The organism is Robiginitalea sp. SC105 (genome assembly GCF_014243345.1).
Taxonomy (GTDB): domain Bacteria; phylum Bacteroidota; class Bacteroidia; order Flavobacteriales; family Flavobacteriaceae; genus Robiginitalea.
This window is the reverse complement of sequence record NZ_JACLZF010000002.1, coordinates 1,032,379-1,051,517: the sequence shown is the minus strand read 5'-3', so window position 1 is coordinate 1,051,517 and position 19,139 is coordinate 1,032,379. Positions and strand designations below refer to the sequence as shown.

General features: G+C 56.4%; 16 protein-coding genes. 12 read left to right on the top strand and 4 right to left on the bottom strand.

Going from position 1 to position 19,139, the window contains the following annotated elements:
• Positions 1–17: 17 nt before the first annotated feature.
• Positions 18–3,218, bottom strand: coding sequence for a cytochrome c biogenesis protein CcsA (gene ccsA, locus H7F20_RS13715; RefSeq protein ID WP_185786736.1), 3,201 nt, complete (start codon positions 3,216–3,218; stop codon positions 18–20).
• 157 nt (positions 3,219–3,375) lie between these two features.
• Between ccsA and H7F20_RS13710 the strand changes: the two genes are divergently transcribed.
• The 7 genes from H7F20_RS13710 (at position 3,376) to H7F20_RS13680 (ending at position 11,235) form a co-directional block, all read left to right on the top strand.
• Positions 3,376–4,155 carry a Rossmann-like and DUF2520 domain-containing protein gene (locus H7F20_RS13710; RefSeq protein WP_185786735.1) on the top strand — a complete coding sequence of 260 codons (780 nt, stop codon included), beginning with the start codon at positions 3,376–3,378 and terminating at the stop codon, positions 4,153–4,155.
• A complete protein-coding gene (locus H7F20_RS13705) occupies positions 4,139–4,666 on the top strand; it encodes an HAD family hydrolase (protein WP_185786734.1) in 528 nt (175 codons plus the stop codon). Before H7F20_RS13710 ends, H7F20_RS13705 begins: the two co-directional genes overlap by 17 nt.
• Positions 4,666–5,262: a nucleoside triphosphate pyrophosphatase gene (locus H7F20_RS13700; RefSeq protein ID WP_185786733.1), complete on the top strand. Its 597-nt coding sequence runs from the start codon at positions 4,666–4,668 to the stop codon at positions 5,260–5,262. Before H7F20_RS13705 ends, H7F20_RS13700 begins: the two co-directional genes overlap by 1 nt.
• Before the next feature lie 26 nt (positions 5,263–5,288).
• Positions 5,289–6,230 (top strand): septum formation inhibitor Maf, encoded by a 942-nt coding sequence (locus H7F20_RS13695; RefSeq protein ID WP_185786732.1) that lies wholly within the window; start codon positions 5,289–5,291, stop codon positions 6,228–6,230.
• A 3-nt stretch (positions 6,231–6,233) separates the two neighbouring features.
• Positions 6,234–6,779 carry a mechanosensitive ion channel domain-containing protein gene (locus tag H7F20_RS13690; protein WP_185786731.1) on the top strand — a complete coding sequence of 182 codons (546 nt, stop codon included), beginning with the start codon at positions 6,234–6,236 and terminating at the stop codon, positions 6,777–6,779.
• 104 nt (positions 6,780–6,883) lie between these two features.
• The gene (locus H7F20_RS13685; RefSeq protein WP_185786730.1) at positions 6,884–9,418 is read left to right on the top strand and encodes a PIG-L family deacetylase; all 2,535 of its coding nucleotides are present in this window, start codon (positions 6,884–6,886) and stop codon (positions 9,416–9,418) included.
• Between the two features lie 110 nt (positions 9,419–9,528).
• Positions 9,529–11,235 carry a sodium:solute symporter gene (locus tag H7F20_RS13680; RefSeq protein WP_185786729.1) on the top strand — a complete coding sequence of 569 codons (1,707 nt, stop codon included), beginning with the start codon at positions 9,529–9,531 and terminating at the stop codon, positions 11,233–11,235.
• A gap of 105 nt (positions 11,236–11,340) precedes the next feature.
• Here H7F20_RS13680 and H7F20_RS13675 read toward each other — a convergent pair whose 3' ends face one another.
• Together H7F20_RS13675 and H7F20_RS13670 are read right to left on the bottom strand one after the other, a co-directional pair.
• Positions 11,341–12,183 carry a DUF2911 domain-containing protein gene (locus tag H7F20_RS13675; protein ID WP_185786728.1) on the bottom strand — a complete coding sequence of 281 codons (843 nt, stop codon included), beginning with the start codon at positions 12,181–12,183 and terminating at the stop codon, positions 11,341–11,343.
• Positions 12,184–12,313: 130 nt separating this feature from the next.
• Positions 12,314–13,486: a hypothetical protein gene (locus tag H7F20_RS13670; RefSeq protein ID WP_185786727.1), complete on the bottom strand. Its 1,173-nt coding sequence runs from the start codon at positions 13,484–13,486 to the stop codon at positions 12,314–12,316.
• Positions 13,487–13,644: 158 nt separating this feature from the next.
• Between H7F20_RS13670 and H7F20_RS13665 the strand changes: the two genes are divergently transcribed.
• From H7F20_RS13665 to H7F20_RS13655, 3 genes are read left to right on the top strand one after another with little or no spacing between them, the layout of a single operon-like run.
• Complete coding sequence (locus H7F20_RS13665; RefSeq protein ID WP_185786726.1) at positions 13,645–14,142, top strand: SRPBCC family protein; 498 nt, start codon at positions 13,645–13,647, stop codon at positions 14,140–14,142.
• Positions 14,143–14,144: 2 nt separating this feature from the next.
• Complete coding sequence (locus H7F20_RS13660; protein WP_185786725.1) at positions 14,145–14,837, top strand: SDR family NAD(P)-dependent oxidoreductase; 693 nt, start codon at positions 14,145–14,147, stop codon at positions 14,835–14,837.
• 1 nt (position 14,838) lies between these two features.
• Positions 14,839–16,143: a deoxyribodipyrimidine photo-lyase gene (locus tag H7F20_RS13655; RefSeq protein ID WP_185786724.1), complete on the top strand. Its 1,305-nt coding sequence runs from the start codon at positions 14,839–14,841 to the stop codon at positions 16,141–16,143.
• Positions 16,144–16,159: 16 nt separating this feature from the next.
• On the opposite strand, the gene H7F20_RS13650 is transcribed toward H7F20_RS13655, so the two are convergent.
• Positions 16,160–17,215 carry a DUF6340 family protein gene (locus tag H7F20_RS13650; protein WP_185786723.1) on the bottom strand — a complete coding sequence of 352 codons (1,056 nt, stop codon included), beginning with the start codon at positions 17,213–17,215 and terminating at the stop codon, positions 16,160–16,162.
• A gap of 191 nt (positions 17,216–17,406) precedes the next feature.
• Between H7F20_RS13650 and H7F20_RS13645 the strand changes: the two genes are divergently transcribed.
• Positions 17,407–18,840: an amidohydrolase gene (locus H7F20_RS13645; RefSeq protein ID WP_185786722.1), complete on the top strand. Its 1,434-nt coding sequence runs from the start codon at positions 17,407–17,409 to the stop codon at positions 18,838–18,840.
• Position 18,841: 1 nt separating this feature from the next.
• Positions 18,842–19,138 carry a GNAT family N-acetyltransferase gene (locus H7F20_RS13640; protein ID WP_185786721.1) on the top strand — a complete coding sequence of 99 codons (297 nt, stop codon included), beginning with the start codon at positions 18,842–18,844 and terminating at the stop codon, positions 19,136–19,138.
• Position 19,139: the final 1 nt, after the last annotated feature.

The following is a 19,139-nucleotide window of genomic DNA, read 5'->3' as shown; positions in this document are numbered from 1 at the left end:
ACAGGAACCCATCGGGATCAATGGTTGGTATCGGTCTTGTTCACATACATGGCCTGATACCGCCAGCGGCTCAAAATCCCCAGTATGAGGACGCCCGCAACGGTATACCAGACAAAGGTCGGGGTGATCACCTGCGACCCGCTGGCGTAACTGTGCAGGCCCACCAGGTAAAAGTTGACGCCGAAATACGTCATCATGATACTGCCGAAAGCCAGGATGCTCAGGAAGTTAAACGTCCAGCGGCTTTTCAGGCCGGGGACCAGGCGCGCGTGGATCACAAAGGCATAGACCAGGATGGAGATAAGCGCCCAGGTTTCCTTGGGGTCCCAGCCCCAGTAACGGCCCCAGCTTTCATTGGCCCACTGCCCCCCCAGGAAGTTCCCGATGGTCAGCATGACCAGGCCCACGGTGAGGGCCAGTTCGTTGATTATGGTGAGTTCCCGCAAATTCAGACGCATGCGGCGTTTGTTCTTTTCCGTAGTCAGCAGGATAAGCAGCAGGCAGACCACCCCGAGGATCATGCCCACGGTAAGGGGGCCATAACTACCCACGATTACCGCCACGTGGATCATCAGCCAGTAACTGTCCAGTACGGGTACCAGGTTGCCGATGGCCGGGTCTACCCAGCTTTGGTGGGCAATCCAGAGCAGCATAGAGGTCACAAAGGCCGAGGCTGCAATGGTCATATTGCTTTTACGGCCGAGCAGGAGCCCCATACCCATGCAGGCCCAGGAAACATAGAGGATGCTTTCATAGGCATCCGACCAGGGGGCGTGTCCCGAGATATACCACCGCAGGATCAGGCCGGCGGTATGCCAGGTAAAGAGGATGTAAATAACCCCTTTGAAAAAATAGGTGGATATATCCCAGATCCTGCGGTCCCGGAATATGGCGAATATCAGGACAAAAAACAGCAGGATCCCGCAGAGCGCATAATACTTGTAGAGCCGGTTGAAAATGTCCAGGCGGTTGTAAATAACTTCGGTATCCACCTTCCGTTCCGCCGGCAGGACTTCGCTCCCGTGGTTCTCCTGGTTCTGGCGAAAAGCTGCCAGGAGTTTATCCGCTTCGGAATAATCACCGGTGCGCGAGCCCTTTTCGAGCGAACTCAGGTAAAAGGGAACCGAGTTCCTGATAAAATTGGCATAGAGGGAATCCTGAACCGCAAATTGCCCACTGCGGAACTCCAGGGCTGAAATCCATTTGTTGTTGGGGTCGTCAACCAAGGGGAATATCTTCAGGATCTCCCCACTCAGCGCCCGGTTCAGCAAGTTTAGCCGGAAATAGGCATCCTTGAAGTCCTGCTGGAATTTATTCGGGTTGGTGGTGGAAAACGCCTCCTGCAGCACCGGCTCCAGTTTGTTTTTTCCCGCCTCGTCAAAAAAATCGATGAGCCGGACATAGCGCTGGTCCTCGGGGACGCCGATTAGGTGGCGGATGCTGTCGTTCTCCGTTTTCTTGTCCAGGGCCATGAATTCTGCAACCGTCCAGAGGTTCGGCCGCATCATCATGGACAGGAGCACCTGGTCCGGGGTAAGGCCCTGGTAATTGTTGCGAAGGCTGAGTTTTCGCAACAGTTCGGAAGCAAAGGTGTTCACCGGCTTCATCCTGCCCCCTTCGTCCTGGATTACCAGGTGTCCGAAACGGGACGCCTGTGCCTCCGGGACGGCTGTCGCGCGGATAATGGAATCCACCTGCTCCGGGGAGGGCATGCCCCCGTGTTGATGACCCGGCTCCGGCTGGTCCTGGGCTGAAATTGGTCCGGCCGCAAGCAGTGCAAGCACGGCCAGGGCAGCCTTTTTCTTTTTCAGTTCGTCCAGGCGACGGGCCAGTTCCCGGAAGCGGGTCTTCCCGAAAAACATGATCCCCATAAGCCCAATGTACAACAGGAAATACCCGATATAGGTGATCCAGGTCCCCCAGAAATCATGGTTTACGGACAGGACGGTTCCCTTTTCGTCCGGGCTGAAACTCGCCTGGAAAAACCGGTAGCCTTTATGATCGAGCACATGGTTCATGTAGATATCGTAATCAAAGGGGCGCTCCCCATTTGTGCTGTCCCGGACGGTGATCTTGCTCATAAAGGATGCGTAACCCTGTTCCGTTCCCGGGTATTTTTCTGCTATAAAATCGTTCAGGGTAATGCTGAAGGGCAATTCCCTCACCTTGGACCCGTAGGCTGCCCTGAAGGTCAGGCCGCCGATCGTTACCGGGTCGCTGTACTCAAAGCGCCCCTTCCCCCCCATCACGGTAACCTCCCGGGAAGTTTCCCCGGCAGTCAGGCGGACCGTCAGTGCATCCGGATCGTTGTCCGTTTGCTCGTCCTCAGGGATGGGCATTACCCGGTACTCCCCTTCCACCGGGGGCTCCGGGATCACGAATTGCATACTCCCCAGGGTGTACAGGGACCGGAGCATCAGCGGCTGCACACTGTCTGCCGCAACCGTGCCGCTCAGCTGGTCCGCCATACGCATAAAACTGCCCGCAAATGGGGAATTGATGGTCAGGGAACTGTCGGTACGCGTGAAATTGACCGCCCCGGGCACCTCCCGGTTCAGGGAAAAAAGCACATTGTGGATACTGGCCACCTCCCCGGCTTCCAGGAAGTGGTCATGGCGCGTCCCGCCCCCGGCCTCCACCAGTTTGAGGAACAAGTTTCCCCCGGGCTCGGGCACGACACCCATCCGGGCACCTTTCGTAAAACCGACATATTCCACCGCAACCGGTATCCCGTTAAAGTCCGCAGACCAGGGCAGGCTGGATTGCAGCGCCTCTTCGGTGACGATCAGGTCGTCTTCCAGGGATTTGCGTTGCGGACTGCCGGTAACGTCCCCGTCGATCAGTACGCTGAGATAGGTTTTATCCGAATAGAAAACGTTCTCGGTAGCCCCCTCCCGAATGGGCATCATCCCTTCGTAACTGATATATCGGGTGATAAAAGCACCCAGGATGATCAGGATAAAGGATAGGTGAAGCATCAGGATGGGCCATTTGCTGAGCTGGAGCAGGTCGTAGCGCCGGATGTTGCCGATAAAATTGATGACGAAAAAGACCATGATGGCCTCGAACCACCAGGCGTTATAGATCCAGACCCGGGCGGTTTCCGTGCTGTACCAGCTCTCTATAAAGGTGCCGAATGCCATGGCAATAGCCATCACCAGAAACAAAGCGGCCATCAGGCGGGGAGAAAATAAAATCCGGTTAACGGTTTTAAACATGCAATGCGGTGTTGCTAGCGCTGTGCAAAAATAGGGGTTTTAGCTTGTAAAATCCCATGATTTCGCACATTAACATTTGGTTTTTAAAATTCCGGAGGGGCGCAAGGTTCATCCATGTCTTCCGGTTGAAACCCTGTCGGGCACGTCCCGAATATATATGTATTTTAGCACCGTGATCCGGGTTGTACTTATCGGAAGCGGGAACCTCGCCTACCACCTGAGCCGGGCCCTGGCCGGGGCCCAGGGAGTTGCATTGCAGCAAATATGCGCCCGGCACCCGGAAAGGCTGGATGGTTTCCCGTCCTCAATTCCCAGGGTCGGTTTGGACGCGCCGGCAATGGAGGCGGATATCATCCTGCTGGCAGTTTCGGATCGTGCAATCGGGGAGGTGGCAGCCGGGGTCAAAAACCGCGATGCGCTGATCGTCCACTGCTCCGGGGCCCAGCCATTGGAAACCCTGGGCAACTCCGCGCGACAAGGGGTCTTTTATCCGCTGCAGACCTTTACCCGGGGCCGGGCCCTGGATTTTAATGAAATACCGGTTCTGATCGAAGCAGGCAGCGACAGGGATTTAAAATTGCTGGCAGACCTCGCCGGCTGCCTGGGCATGCCGTCCCGGGAAGCGGATTCCCAGGCGCGCCTGAAACTCCACCTGGCCGCCGTATTTGTCAATAATTTTACCAACCACATGGTGTACCTCGGAGAACAAACCTGTAAAGAGGCGGGGCTGGACCCGGCGGTATTGCAGCCTTTGCTCCTTGAAACGATCTCCAAACTGGGGGAACTTCCGGCCCGGGATGCGCAGACAGGTCCTGCCCGACGGGGAGACCAGGCCACCCTGGACAAACACCGGAAACTGCTGAAAGGCCATGCGGGTTCCGAGATCTATGAGGTTATCACTCAATCCATCCAATCGACCTATGAAACTGAATTATAAAGAAATGCTCAAGGATGTCCGGACATTCATTTTTGATGTTGACGGGGTATTCACCGACAGCTCCCTGCTGATCACCACTTCCGGGGAACTGTTGCGCAAAATGAGCGTGCGGGACGGCTTTGCCGTGAAGACGGCGCTTTCCAGGGGGTACCGCATCTGTGTCATCAGCGGGGGTGCCAACGAAGGGGTACGATCGAGGCTGCGCGCCCTGGGGGTAACCGACATCTACCTCGGCGTGGGGCACAAGGCCTCCGTGCTCAGGGAGTACATGGAAGACTACGGCATCCCGGCCTCCGAAATCCTGTATATGGGCGATGATATCCCCGACCTGCCCGCAATGGAAATGGCGGGCATGGCAGCCTGTCCGCAAAATGCGGTTCCGGAAATAAAAGCCATTTGCCACTATATCTCCCACCTCAACGGGGGGGACGGCTGCGTCCGGGACATCATCCAACAGGTGATGAAAGTGCGGGGCGACTGGGAGCACACCTTCAATGCAAAGCACGATTGATGGGGCGACCCGATTTCCAGCCGCAACAACTGATCCTGGGCTCTGCCTCCCCCAGGCGGCGTTCCCTGCTGGCATCCATGGGCCTCGAATTTGAAGTCCGGACCCAGGATGCGGACGAGACATATTCTGATAAACTAAAAACTTATCAAATAACAGATTACCTTTCCCGACTTAAAGCAAAAGTTCTTTTACCAGCGCTCCCGGAAAAAGCCGTGCTCCTTACGGCCGACACCATCGTTTGCCTGGGCGACGAGGTCCTGGAAAAACCAGGCGACCGGGAGGAGGCAGCGGAAATGCTCGGCAGGCTGTCCGGCCGCTGGCATGAGGTGTATACCTCCGTCTGCCTGAGTACGCATACTTTCCAGGATGTTTTCCACGCCGCTACCGGGGTCCGCTTTGCGCGCCTGGACCCAGCGATGATCCGGGAGTACCTGGACCGTGGAAACCCGATGGACAAAGCAGGGGCTTATGGGATACAGGAATGGATCGGCCTGGCGGGCGTCGCCGAATTGCGGGGTTCCTACACCAATGTGGTTGGCCTGCCCACGAATTTGGTCTTTGAGAAGTTACGCGATATGGTAAGGCGTGGTTTTTAGCGTATTTTTGCATTAAAATCAGCACCATGCCTCTTTACCCATCCCGTCAAAGTCCTGTCGCCGTACTGCTCTTCCTGCTCCTGGTCGCAGGCTGCAAGGAAAATCAAACCGGTGCGGAGCCGCCCCGGGAATCCCAACCGGCCACCCCGGTTGCCGACCCAAGACCGCTGAGCGAAGACTTTAAGGCATACTGGTATGCCGGTACGGCAGAAGTCAGTTCCTACAGCCTCAGCCAGGCGCGGTACGGGGAACTCCGGGACGGGGATGCCGTCCTGGTGTATGTCACGGAGCCGTTCGACCCAATAAAGCAGGTAAAGGCAGACCGGCCCGATTCCAGCTCGGTTTCCGTACTGAAACTCAACCGCACGCGGAAGTTCCTGACCGGTATCTACCCCTATTCCATCATGTCCAGTATTTTCTACCCGGTTGCCGACAACCGGCACGCCCTGAAAATCAGCACCTCCGTCCAGGAGTGGTGCGGCCATATATTTGCCCAGTTAAACAACCGGGGGGATTTTGAAATAACGGCCCACAGCTACTTCGAAAGCGAGGGGGAACAGCAGCTCAACCTGCCCAAGACCTATCTGGAAGATGAACTCTGGACCCGGTTGCGTATTGCGCCGGAAGCCCTTCCACTGGGTACACAGGAATTGATCCCCTCCACGGAATTCCTCCGGTTGCGGCATCAGCCATTCCGTGCCTATTCCGCCACGCTTACCCTGAGCGAGCCCGGCGAGGTGCGCACCTATACCATTACCTACCCGGAGCTCAACCGGACCCTGCAAATCCATTTCCAGGGAAGTTTTCCGTATACGATCCAGGGGTGGACCGATTCCTACCCGAGTGGATTCGGGGATGCCGCGCAGGTACTGACCACTACGGCCCGGTTGAAGAAGACCCTGAAAACCCCGTACTGGCAACAGAATTCGAATAGCGATTTGCACCTTAGGGACAGCCTTGGACTCTGATATATGGAAGAACTACTCCTGAGTTACCGGACCGAGATTTTATGGACGGCAATCTGTCTGCTGGCCCTGTCCATCAGCCGTTTCCTCTCCATCAAGGCCATCCGGAAAGTAGGGCGCATCAGTGAGATGGACCGGGCGCGTACGCGGCTGATCATCAAATACGTCATCATTGGCCATTCCCTGCTGTTTATTTTTGCGATGGTCTTTATCTGGGGGGTAAACTTCCGGGAACTCGGCCTGATCTTCTCCTCCGTTTTTGCAGTTATTGGGGTGGCCCTGTTTGCGAGCTGGTCCATCCTGAGCAACATAACGGCGGGGGTCATCCTCTTTTTCACATTTCCCTACAAGATTGGCGACCGCATCCGGATCCACGACAAGGAACTGGATGAAATCCGGGAGGTCGTCATCGAGGATATCCGGGCCTTCCACGTGCACCTCCGACTCGGCACCGGGGAACTGCTCACCTACCCCAACAACCTGTTCCTGCAGAAGGCTGTTTCCCTGATGCCCGATGACCCCGGCGACGGGGATGGCAGCGAGGCCCTGTAACCATCGGAAGTAAGGCAGTAAACGGCAGTTGTTAAAGAAGTTCTAAATTAGGGGAGATCGGAGCTTATCTTCCTATATTTGAGATCTGACAAACTTTCCAAAGCATGCTTAACATTCTGAGGCGGTCCTTTGTGGCGATTTGCCTGCTGCCCTTGCTGGCATGGGCCCAGGCCCCCCAGCCCCCGAGTTCCGTTAGACTTTACAACGACCTGCAAGACCTGAACTTCCTTGGGACAGCACTCTATATTGCCGCACACCCGGACGATGAAAACACCCGGCTGATCTCCTACCTCTCCAACGAAGTCCACGCGCGTACGGCATACCTGTCCATGACCCGCGGCGACGGCGGCCAGAACCTCATCGGCCCCGAATTGCGGGAACTCCTCGGGGTGCTCAGGACCCAGGAACTGCTCAACGCCAGGGGGATTGACGGCGGGCGCCAATTTTTTACGCGCGCAGTGGATTTCGGCTTTTCCAAACATCCTGATGAAACCCTGGAAATCTGGGACAAGGACCTCATCCTTTCAGACGTGGTGCGCATCATCCGTCAATTCAGGCCGGATGTCATCGTCAACCGATTCGACCACCGGACACCGGGAAGTACCCACGGTCACCATACTTCTTCCGCCATCCTGAGTACAGAAGCCTTTGAACTGGCCGGGGACCCCAACGCCTACCCCGAACAGCTGAACGGGTTGGACCCCTGGCAACCCGCCCGCCTATTTCACAATACTTCCTGGTGGTTCTACGGCAGCCGGGAACGTTTCCTGCAGGAAATGGAACACGAAAAACTCACTTCCCTAGATGTGGGCGTCTATTATCCCGAGCGGGGGCTGTCCAATAACGAGATCGCCTCTTTGGCCAGCAGCCAGCACCTTTGCCAGGGATTCGGGAGGCCTTCCAGCCGCGGCAGCGAGGAAGAATTCCTGGAATTGATCAACGGGCGCGAAATAACGGGCACTAACCTCTTTGAGGGGATTGACACCAGCTGGAAACGCATGCCGGGCGGCGGACCCATCGGGGAAATACTGGAGGGGGTAGAGGCCCGGTTCAACTTTGCCGACCCGTCCGTCCACCTGCCCGATTTGCTGAAAGCCTATCAATTGCTCCAGAATGCAGAGGATTCGTACTGGAAGGAGGTCAAAGCCGAAGCCCTGAAGGAGCTGATCGCCGGGGTTGCAGGCCTGTATCTCGAAGCTTCTTCCCGGGATGCGTTTGCCGTGCCGGGCAGTTCGGAGATTGTTGACCTGGAATTGCTCAACCGGTCCGGCGTACCGGTAACCGTCCGCTCTGTCAAACTGGCCCAGGGGTCTTCAAGGGACAGCGCGTTTGCCTTGGAAGCCAACCAGAAAGTCGTTCTAGGCCTGGAATTACAGATCCCGGAGGACCATCCCGGAACCTCCCCCTACTGGTTGCGGGAAGAAGGAACGCTGGGGGCTTATAGCATACCGGACCCCAAATTTATTGGCATGCCCCGCACGCCGCCGGCATTTACGGTTGACTTGGCGCTGGAAATCGCCGGGACGCCCCTAAGCCTGGAACGCCCTGTCATCCATCGGTATGCAGAGCCTGATAAAGGCGAGCGCTACCGCAGTTTTGATATCGTGCCTCCCGTGACGGCATCCTTTAGCGAAACGGTCCGCCTCTTCCCCGATTTGAAAGGGCAAACCGTACAGGTCCGCGTAAAGTCCCATACGGATTCGGCTTCCGGTTCGGTGCGGCTAAGTGTTCCGGAGGGCTGGGTGACCCAACCCGCCTCACAGCCCTATGAACTGAGCGGTGCAGGAGATGAGGGACTCTTCGAATTCACCGTCATCCCCCCAGCCGGGGCCAGCGAGGGATATGTGCACCCCGTGGTAACCACCGGTGGAAAATCCTATGACAGGGAAATGATTACCATTGCCTACGACCACATCCCCACCCAAACCGTACTGATGCAGGCCCGCCTGAGGGTGGTCCGGTTGCAGGTCGAAAAGGCGGGGCAGCACATCGGCTACCTCATGGGAGCAGGGGACGCCGTGCCCGAGAACCTGGAGGCCATCGGATATACCGTGCACCAGATCGACCTGGATGACCTTACGGAGGGCGGCCTGTCCGGCTATGATGCCGTGGTGGTTGGGATCCGCGCCTACAACGTCCTGGATGAACTCCCCATAAAAAACGATGCGCTGTTAAAGTACACCAAAGCCGGGGGCACCCTGATCGTACAATACAATACATCCGGCCGCGGCAACCAGGATTTCACCCCCTGGGCGCCTTATCCCCTGCAACTCTCCAGGGATCGGGTTTCCGACGAACATGCCGAGGTAGAATTCCTGGCGCCAGACCACCCATTGCTCAACTACCCGAACCCGATCGGGCAGGCAGATTTTGAGGGGTGGGTACAGGAAAGGGGCCTGTATTTCCCGGACTCCTGGGATTCCGCCTTTACCCCCCTCCTATCCATGAACGACCCAGGGGAGCCGGCCCGGGAAGGAAGTCTGCTGGTGGCACCATACGGGGAGGGCTACTATATCTATACCGGCCTCAGTTTCTTCCGGGAATTACCTGCTGGTGTCCCCGGGGCTTTCAAATTATTTGCAAACATGCTTTCCATCGGGAAAGCCCAAATAAAGACCGACAGTGCAGTTAAAGGATGAAATGAAGGAAAAAATGGTATGGAAGCGGGCCTATACCGTGGTGATCCTGCTCAATATCATTTACGTACTGGTTTTCTATTATATCATGATCTCAAACGCCTGATATGGGGATGGGAACCTTAGACTGGATCATCCTGTCGGGAACATTGTTGTTTATCGTGGCCTTTGGTGTGTGGCGCACCCGGGGAAGCAAGGATGTGGACGATTACGTCCGGGGAGGCAAAAAAGCCAAATGGCTGACAGTGGGCCTGTCGGTCATGGCCACACAGGCCAGCGCCATCACCTTCCTCTCCACCCCCGGCCAGGCCTTCCACGACGGCATGGGTTTTGTCCAGTTCTATTTCGGACTGCCCCTGGCCATGATCATCATCTGCCTGGTATTCGTGCCCATCTACCACCACCTCAAGGTATATACTGCCTACGAATTCCTGGAAAAGCGCTTCGACCTGAAAACCCGTACGCTCGCGGCCATGCTCTTCCTGCTGCAGCGGGGCCTGGCCGCAGGGATCACGATCTTTGCCCCTTCCATTATCCTGTCTGCCGTATTGGGGTGGAACCTCAATACCCTGAATATCATTATCGGGATCCTGGTTATCATCTATACGGTTTCCGGGGGCACCAAGGCAGTCAACGTCACCCAGAAACAACAGATGTTCGTCATCATGCTCGGGATGTTCATGGCATTTTTCTTTATCCTCGGGTACCTGCCAACGGACATAAGTTTCGGGAAGGCGCTGAAGGTGGCCGGTGCCAGTGACAAATTGAATATCCTGAATTTTGATTTCGATACGGACAGCCGCTACACCTTCTGGAGCGGGATTACCGGGGGGCTTTTCCTCATGCTCGCCTATTTCGGGACAGACCAAAGCCAGGTGCAGCGTTACCTTTCGGGAAAAACCGTGAGGGAGAGCCAGCTGGGGCTGATCTTTAACGGCATCCTCAAGATCCCGATGCAGTTCTTTATCCTGCTCGTGGGGGTGATGGTCTTTGTGTTCTACCAGTACAACCCCTCCCCCCTGAATTTTAACCCGGCAGCCACCGAAGCGGTGCTCGAATCCCCCTATGCCCAGGATTACAGGTTGTTGCAGGGGGCCCACCAGGACCTGGAAGTCGAGAAGAAAATGGCTCAGGATGCGTTTTCCGCAGCCCTGGATATCAAGGAATATTCGGCCACCATCGACGCCAAACAACAGATCCTGGATATCAACCGGAAAGAGCGGAACAACCGGGAAGCGGCACGCGAACTCATTGCCCAGGCCAATCCTTCGGTGGAGACCAACGACAAAGACTACGTCTTTATCCACTTTATCCTGAATTACCTGCCCCGGGGGCTTATAGGCTTGTTGCTTGCCGTGATCCTGTCGGCAGCCATGTCATCGACGGCATCCGAACTGAACGCCCTGGGCACCATTACGGCACTGGACCTGTACAAGCGCAACCGGCCCGACCATAGCGACCCGAAACACTATGTGAAGGTTTCCCGCCTGTTTACGCTACTCTGGGGGGTTATGGCCATCCTGATCGCTTGTTTTGCAGACCTCTTCGACAACCTCATCCAGTTGGTGAATATCATCGGTTCCATTTTCTACGGGAACGTCCTGGGGATATTCCTGCTCGCTTTCTTTATCCGGTTTGTCCGGGGCAATGCGGTTTTCATCGCGGCGATCATCACCCAGGTCATTGTGATCATCGGCTTCAAGTTCGACTGGATGTCTTATCTGTGGCTCAATGCCTTTGGCTGTGCCCTGGTGATCTTCCTGGCCATCCTGCTGGAAGGTTTCGACCGGCTCTTGGGCAAGCCGCCGGTAAGGATCTGATGAGCTGGCAGCTGGTTGTGATGGCGATTGCGACTGCGCACTTTTAGACCCAATAAAAAAACCGGGCCCTTTCAGGTCCGGTTTTTTGACGGGTTGCGGCAGTATTTACATCGCCCCCCATTCCTTCAGCGAGGCCTGGTTCATCCGCACATAATCCTGGTTCCCCGCCTTCTGGGCAACCTCCAGGGATTTTTTGGCGGCAGCGATTGCCCCTTTCGTGTCGCCCATCTTGGCGTAGATCAGGGACTTGGTCCGCCACATCCAATACGCGTCCGGTGACATCTCGGTGGCCTTGTCAACCCACATTTTCGCTTTGGAAAGGTCCTGGCCTTCCTCCAGGTAATAGGCCGCTGCGCTGTGGTACTGATTGGCGCCCGGACCGCCCATTACCGCCTCGATACTCCTCATGGCCTTTTCGGTAGTCGGTACTTCGAAGGGAATCCCGACATAGGTGTTTTCCCAGATCAGGCCCAGGCTGGCCCCGTTATTGGTCAGGTCATCCACCGTAATGGTGAAGGTCTCCACCGGCATCTCCATCTTCATGGCAGGGACGGTAACGATAGCCGCCACCTTGGATTCGTCCCACTGCTGCGGCAGGCCGCCGTTGTTGGTGTCCGTATAAAAGTAGACTTCCCACTGCTGTGGGCCTGGCTTGGTATAGAGGGCGTAGGCTCCGGCCTCCAGGGTATTTCCTCCCACTTTTACGTCGTCCGAAAAGGAAACGGTGGTATTCATGTTCGCACCGGTCCGCCAGATGGCATCGAAGGGAACCAGGCCGCCGAATATCGCGCGTCCCTTCATGGAGGGGCGGGAATAATTCACGACCACTTCGGTCAGGCCAACGGTTTGGTGCAATTCAGATCCCGGGCTGGGGGCGGGAGTCTGGATCTGCGAAAAGCCCAAGGCACCTATGCCCAGCGCAACAAATAAAAGGATGGATTTCTTCATATTGATTTTTGCTTTAACGGTTTGGTCAAAACTAGGGATTCGCGAAGCCTGTAAATGTTAAAAAAAACTAAAATCGAAGAGGGTGCCCCCGTATCCTGCATGGAGCAGTCACACTGCTGGGTTTACGAGGTCAGTAGCGGATAAAGGGTTCGCTGACCACCGTACCCCGGAAGTATAAAGTCAGATAGTAGACAGAAGTCTTCAGGCTGCCGATTTCCAGGCGACCCGGCTCAATTTCCGGTGCATTCTGGAAGAGGACCCGCCTCCCGGCCGTATCGTAGACTGCACGGGCGAGTACAGGTCCCGGATTGTCGAATTCATAATACAGGGACGTGGAGCCTTCTGGGCGGTAGATCACAAGGCCTCCGGGCCTTCCGGGGGGCTCGGGTTCCGGGTCACCCCCGCCTTCCCCGGGCGGCTCGCCGGGCGTTTCGGGTTCTGCGGGGTCCATGCGGAAGGTGTAAACTGCGGCGGGCAGGCTGGCAAGCGCATTGGCAAAGGCCTCCGTGCTGATAAAGAACCGGCCGGTCCCATCCGCTGTAATTCCCTCCGCCTGGCCAAACCCGATATTGAGCAATTGCCGCTGGGTAGCTGCAGGGAATTCAAAGGAGCCCGTAGCCTGTGGCACTGTTACCAGGAACGGCTGCAGCACAGCCGTATACCCGAGCAGGAAAATCCCGCCGTCCGGGCCACTTGTGGCACCCGTTACCAGGCCCCCGGCATCGAAAGCTGCCACCCGAAGCGCACTGTGCGTACCGGGGGTGGTGGGTATCCGGTACGCGACCGTGCCGTTGGACTGCCATTGTTTGGTGAAAATGAAAAGGGAATCCCCCCGGACCACCATCGCCTCAGCATCCCAGTCGCTGTTCGTTGTCCCGCTGAAGTCTGCCTGGTCCTCATAGGAAAAGAAGATAGGTTCCGCCGTCACCACATCACCGGCAGCCAGGTCCCCCCTGGCAATCCGATAGATCACAAGGTCCGTCCGGTTGCCGCGGGTATTGCCAAAATCCCCGATATACACGAAGTCGGCATCTGCCGCCAGGTCCTCCCAGTCCTTGTTCACAGCCCCTTCGACCCGGACTTCCCGCTGGATTTCCAGGTTGACCGTATCCAGGTAATACAGCACCGGGTCGTTCCCGGAATCGTTGTGGGTAACCAGGTATGGGCCATCAACCAGCAATCCCGAGGTTTCCCTGACGGCATCCGGAAGATTGCCCAATAGTGCCAGGTCGCTCTGCGCCTGCAGGGAGGCCGCCCAAACGAAGAGCAGTACAGAAACCGGGAAACCAAATCGCGTTTTCATCCATGAAAAGGTACAAAATCCGGGGAAGTGGCCGCAAAAATACAGACAGGCTTAACAGGAAATCGATCAATACCCCATTTCTAATAAATTTTAGATTATGTTTAACTATCAAATATTTTGTTTAAACAATATGGTCGTATCTTTGGATAAACGTGCTTATGAAGAGCTATCAACTGCAGGCGGAGCAGTTCCTGGCACTCCCAGTGGGGGAGGCCTGGGACTTCCTGTCCAACCCTGCCAATTTGGAACGGATCACCCCGCAGCATATGGGTTTCCGCATACTGGCCGGGGCCGACCGGTCCATGTTCCCGGGACAGATTATCCACTACAGTGTCTCCCCCTTTCGCGGCTTCCGCACCCGGTGGGTCACAGAAATCACCCATGTTGCCCAGGGGCAGTATTTTGTGGATGAGCAGCGCTTCGGACCCTATGCCTTCTGGCACCACAAACACTTTATTGAACCTGCGGACGGAGGTGTCCGGATGGTGGATGTAATCGACTACAAGCTTCCCCTGGGCTGGCTGGGCCACCTGGCACACGGCTTGTTGGTTAAAAAGCAGTTAAGTAACATCTTCCGCTACCGGGTTGCCGAGCTGGAGCGTCGCTTTGGCCAATTACCCGGAAAACCTGCCGTCCTCTCCTTTAAAACCCTATAGTTATGAAAAAGAATATATTGATCATTGGCGGTTCTTCCGGGATCGGGCTCGAACTGGTCCGGTTGCTGAAGGATACCCACAACCTGTATACGGCATCCCGGCAGCCAGGGCCGCTGGAAGACCTCGGAGTTTCCCATATTGAACTGGATGTCACCGGGGATTTCGAGAAACTGGACGGGCTCCCCGAATCCCTTGACGGCCTGGTCTATTGCCCGGGAAGCATCAACCTAAAACCCTTTAAAATGCTGAGCGTTAATGCGTTTGAAGAAGACCTAAACCTCAATTTTACGGGCCTTGTACGGGTACTCAAAGTGGTCATGCCCCGTTTTACCGAAACTGCCAGCCTGGTATTTTTCAGTACTGTGGCCGTTGGCAGCGGCATGCCCTTCCACAGCAGCGTGGCCGCGTCCAAAGGCGCCATTGAAGGCTTCGCCCGTGCGCTGGCCGCCGAGTATGCCCCCCAGCTCCGCGTCAACGTAATTGCACCTTCCCTGGTAGACACGCCCATGGCTTCCCGCCTGCTGAACAATGAGAAGAAGCAGGAGAAAATGGCGGAGCGACACCCATTGAAGCGGGTCGGAAAACCGGGGGATATTGCCCGGATGGCCGCGTTCCTCCTTTCGGATGACAGCAGTTGGATGACCGGACAGGTCCTGGGTGTTGATGGCGGGCTTTCCACCCTGAACCTGAGTTGATATGAGTAAAGCCGTCCATGTATTCTGGTTCCGGCGCGATCTACGGCTGGAGGACAACAGGGGCCTGTTCGAGGCCTTGTCCGGGGACCTGCCGGTGCTGCCTGTATTTATATTTGATACAGAAATACTGGAGGACCTGCCCCGGGATGACGCCCGGGTAACCTTCCTCCACGACCGGCTGCAGGAAATGCGCTCCCGAATGCAGGAGCAGTACGGCAGTTCGCTTGCAATTTACCAAGGAAAGCCGGTTGAGGTCTTCAGGAATCTCCTTGCGTCCTGGGAGGTCCGCGCGGTCTATACCAACCATGACTACGAACCCTACGCCCGGAAACGCGATGAGCAAATCCGGGAGCTGCTCAAAGAAGCAGGCGTCGCCTTCCATACCTTCAAGGACCAGGTTATTTTTGAAAAAGACGAGGTGGTGAAGGATGATGGCGACCCGTATGTGGTATATACCCCGTACATGCGGAAGTGGAAAGAAGCCTTCAAGGAGGTAGGGCTGACGGTTTTCGACTCCGGTTCCCGGCTCTCCCGGCTCATTGAACACTCCCGCCTACCCAATCTGGATTTAGGCGACCTTGGGTTTGAGAGGTCCTCCATCGAGGTCCCCGGCTACGAATTGGGTGAAAAACTAATAGACGCCTACGAGGATACCCGCAACTTCCCGGCCCGTGAAGGCACCTCCCGCCTCGGGCCCCACCTGCGCTTCGGGACGGTATCAATCCGGACGGCTTTGAGCAGAGCCCTGAACTCCGAAAATGAAACCTTCTGGAACGAACTCATCTGGAGGGAATTCTTTATGCAGATCCTCTGGCATTTTCCGCATACGGTAGACCAGGCCTTCCGGAAGGAATACGACCGGATCGAGTGGCGCAATGACGAGGCGGAATTCGAAAAATGGAAAAAAGGGGAGACCGGCTATGCCCTGGTGGATGCGGGGATGCGCCAGCTCAACAGCAGCGGCTATATGCACAACAGGGTCCGTATGCTGGTGGCCAGTTTCCTGTGCAAGCACCTGCTGATCGACTGGCGGTGGGGCGAAGCCTATTTCGCAGAAAAGTTGCTGGATTATGAGCTGGCAAGCAATGTGGGCAACTGGCAATGGGCTGCGGGAAGCGGGGTGGATGCAGCGCCCTATTTCAGGATTTTCAATCCCATGACCCAGGTGGACAAATTCGACAGGGAAAAGGCCTATATCCGGAAGTGGATACCAGAATACGGAACGGAGGAGTACCCCGATAAAATGGTAGACCACAAAGCGGCGCGGGAACGCTGCCTGCAGACCTACAAGGCCGCCTTGAACTAAGTTTTATCCGGCCGGCCTATTTCTGCCAATGGGCATCTGCCATCAATTGCTCCTGGGCCGCCCTGCGCCTTTCCAGTGTCCGCAGGTAATCCAATGCATGCCGTGTGCCGAAATCCGCATAGGACTTGCGGGCCCAATCGATGGCCGCGTCCAGATCCCCGTTGATTTCATTGATGATGGCCATGTTGTAAAACGCCCGGCCGGCTACCTTGTCCTTGGGGTGGTTGATCTCCTGTTCCCAAAGGGAGGCTGCGCCATCCCAATCGCCCGTCTGGGCCAGTCTCCGGCCGCGTGCGAACAGATCGCTGCCACGGACAAAATAGTCCCTGCCCACACGGATCCGCCGGGGCTCCAGGCGCCCACCGTGTGAATGTCCTGTCTGCCGGGACAATTCGAGTACCCGATCCTTGCGGAAGGCAATGGATTCAAGGGCTGCCACCGGACTGACCCCTTTTCCGCTCACCCGGAAATGGTCCCGGTATACCCATTCATCCACGGGAAGCGGCAACTCAGGCAGGTAGATGCGCCAGCCGTTGCGCACTTCAGTGTCCAGGTCCAGTTTGTGGGCAGGCACCGAAATGGGTATTCCGAGTTCATTGGGAAGTTCCATCATGCCGAGTTGCAGGTACACCTGCGTATCCGTATCGTAAAAGGACAGGGAAAAGATGGCATCCAGGCCATTTGCCTGGCAGAGTTCCTGTATCTGTTCCCGGTTCAGGGAAGCAGGCATCCCCCGCAATCCGCGGGCTACACCAGATGCATTGTGCAGGATAACCACCGCCTCGTACCGGTTGGAAAGCCGCAGCCGGTCGGCCAGGCCCGCCACCGCCTCTTCGGCGCCCAGGGAATCCAGGCGTACCCCTTCGGCTGAAAGGATGGCGTCTATTTTCGCCAGGCCCCTGTTGCCTTCCGAGGGCACGGAGCGATTGATGATCCCCACGCGCTTGACGCTGCCGGGCAGGGCAACTTCAGCGGGTTCGGTCACGGTCATGCTAAGCCGGTTGGTTGCGCTGCAGGATACCCCGAGCAGGGCAATGGCCAGGAGAAAAAGAAAATGTATTGCAGGTTTCATAGTTCAGTTTTTGGGACACTTCATACAGCGGAACTATTCAATTAACAGGCCAAAGGCGGAAAAATTGCATCTTTTCGATATAATGCATAGGGGTTTAAAAGGGGAATTCCCTAGCTACGCCCCCTTTTTTTGATATATTTAGGAGCCGGTTTCCGGCCCCGATCACTACATCCATTAATTCAAATACCATTATGAAAAGACTACTTCCCCTACTCCTGTTTCCCCTGCTGGGATTTTTTGCCCACGGCCAGAAAATGAGCGCCGAAAAAAAGGCGATTGCCCAATCCGTGGAATCCCACAGGCAGGAACTCATCGCCCTGAGCGATTCCATTTGGGCCGCTGCAGAAACGGCCTTCCAGGAAACCACTTCTTCCCAAATGCTCGCGGATTACGCCGAGAAAAACGGCTTTAAGGTGGAACGGGGGGTGGCCGGTATGCCCACGGCTTTTGTGGCCACCTACGGCAGCGGCAGGCCGGTGATATCCGTTTTGGGCGAATTCGATGCCCTTCCCGGGATCTCCCAGAAGGCACAACCGACCAAAGAACCCCTGGAAGAAGGGGGCGCGGGCCATGGATGCGGGCACAACATGTTCGGCACGGCGAGCCTGGCATCGGCCATTGCGGTTAAGGAACTGATTGCCGACGGAAAAATCAAGGGGACCGTCAAATTCCTTGGGACCCCCGCAGAAGAAAAGTTTTTCGGTAAGATCTGGATGGTGCGGGAAGGCCTGTGGGACGATGTGGATGTCAACCTCAGCTGGCACCCCGGTGCCCAGATCGAGGCCGATGTACAAAGCACGCTGGCCCTGGTGGATTTCAAGGTGGAATTTTTCGGACAGGCGGCCCACGCATCGGCCGACCCCTGGAACGGGCGCAGTGCCTCGGACGCCCTGGAACTCTACACCACTGGGATCAACTATTACCGGGAACATATCAAACCGACCGTCCGGATCCACTACCATATACAGGATGGCGGGCAGGTAGTCAACGTGGTCCCGGATTACTCCCGGATCTGGGTGCGGGTACGCGACACCAAAAGGGAGGGGATGATGCCCGTATACGAGCAGGTGAAGAAAATGGCCGAAGGGGCAGCCATCATGGCGAATGTGGATTATAAAATCTCCCTGATCTCCGGTATTTACGAAACCCTGGTCAACCGGACCGGCGGGGAGGCCATGCAAAAGAACCTGGAACTGCTGGGGCCCATCGAATACACGGAAGACGAGCAGGAGTTCGGCAAGAAAATACAGATGGCCACCGGCAAGCCGCAGGCGGGCATGGACAGCAAGGTCCGCCCCCTGGAAGCCACCCGGGAAAACCCGGGCGGAGGTTCCACGGATGTTGGCGATGTCAGCTGGAATGTACCCAACATCAACCTGGGTGTGACCGTGGCCCCCAAAGATACCCCCTGGCATTCCTGGGCCGTAGTGGCCTGCGGGGGGATGAGCATCGGCCATAAGGGCATGCTCTATGCCGCAAAGGCGCTCGGAATGACCATGGTCGACCTGTTTGAAGATCCCAAACTGGTGGAGCAGGTCAAGGCAGAATACCGGGAGCGCAAAGGGGAAACGGTCTATGAACCGATTATCCCGGAAGGCCCGCCACCGATTAATATGGGAAACTGAGATGTCCGGCTATCAACTCATCGACAACCCGGAAGAGAAGCGGTATGAATTCCGGATCGGGGAGCACGTCCCCCGAATCGAATACATCCGGACCAGGGACAAAATTTACCTGACCCATACAGAGGTGCCCGGGGAACTGGAAGGAAAGGGTATCGGCATGGCTTTGGTCAGGGCGGCCCTGGAAGACATCAGGGACAAAGGACTCACCCTGGTGCCCCTGTGCCCGTTTGTGGCCCTTTTCCTCAAACGGAACCCGGAGTGGAAGGAACTGGTACTGAAAGGAATTAATATCGCATGAT

What these genes read in the sequence shown, in the direction of transcription:
- ccsA (WP_185786736.1), bottom strand. Translation starts at nt 3,218, where the DNA reads ATGTTTAAAACCGTTAACCGGATTTTATTTTCTCCCCGCCTGATGGCC.
- H7F20_RS13710 (WP_185786735.1), top strand. Translation starts at nt 3,376, where the DNA reads ATGTATTTTAGCACCGTGATCCGGGTTGTACTTATCGGAAGCGGGAAC.
- H7F20_RS13705 (WP_185786734.1), top strand. Translation starts at nt 4,139, where the DNA reads ATGAAACTGAATTATAAAGAAATGCTCAAGGATGTCCGGACATTCATT.
- H7F20_RS13700 (WP_185786733.1), top strand. Translation starts at nt 4,666, where the DNA reads ATGGGGCGACCCGATTTCCAGCCGCAACAACTGATCCTGGGCTCTGCC.
- H7F20_RS13695 (WP_185786732.1), top strand. Translation starts at nt 5,289, where the DNA reads ATGCCTCTTTACCCATCCCGTCAAAGTCCTGTCGCCGTACTGCTCTTC.
- H7F20_RS13690 (WP_185786731.1), top strand. Translation starts at nt 6,234, where the DNA reads ATGGAAGAACTACTCCTGAGTTACCGGACCGAGATTTTATGGACGGCA.
- H7F20_RS13685 (WP_185786730.1), top strand. Translation starts at nt 6,884, where the DNA reads ATGCTTAACATTCTGAGGCGGTCCTTTGTGGCGATTTGCCTGCTGCCC.
- H7F20_RS13680 (WP_185786729.1), top strand. Translation starts at nt 9,529, where the DNA reads ATGGGAACCTTAGACTGGATCATCCTGTCGGGAACATTGTTGTTTATC.
- H7F20_RS13675 (WP_185786728.1), bottom strand. Translation starts at nt 12,183, where the DNA reads ATGAAGAAATCCATCCTTTTATTTGTTGCGCTGGGCATAGGTGCCTTG.
- H7F20_RS13670 (WP_185786727.1), bottom strand. Translation starts at nt 13,486, where the DNA reads ATGAAAACGCGATTTGGTTTCCCGGTTTCTGTACTGCTCTTCGTTTGG.
- H7F20_RS13665 (WP_185786726.1), top strand. Translation starts at nt 13,645, where the DNA reads ATGAAGAGCTATCAACTGCAGGCGGAGCAGTTCCTGGCACTCCCAGTG.
- H7F20_RS13660 (WP_185786725.1), top strand. Translation starts at nt 14,145, where the DNA reads ATGAAAAAGAATATATTGATCATTGGCGGTTCTTCCGGGATCGGGCTC.
- H7F20_RS13655 (WP_185786724.1), top strand. Translation starts at nt 14,839, where the DNA reads ATGAGTAAAGCCGTCCATGTATTCTGGTTCCGGCGCGATCTACGGCTG.
- H7F20_RS13650 (WP_185786723.1), bottom strand. Translation starts at nt 17,215, where the DNA reads ATGAAACCTGCAATACATTTTCTTTTTCTCCTGGCCATTGCCCTGCTC.
- H7F20_RS13645 (WP_185786722.1), top strand. Translation starts at nt 17,407, where the DNA reads ATGAAAAGACTACTTCCCCTACTCCTGTTTCCCCTGCTGGGATTTTTT.
- H7F20_RS13640 (WP_185786721.1), top strand. Translation starts at nt 18,842, where the DNA reads ATGTCCGGCTATCAACTCATCGACAACCCGGAAGAGAAGCGGTATGAA.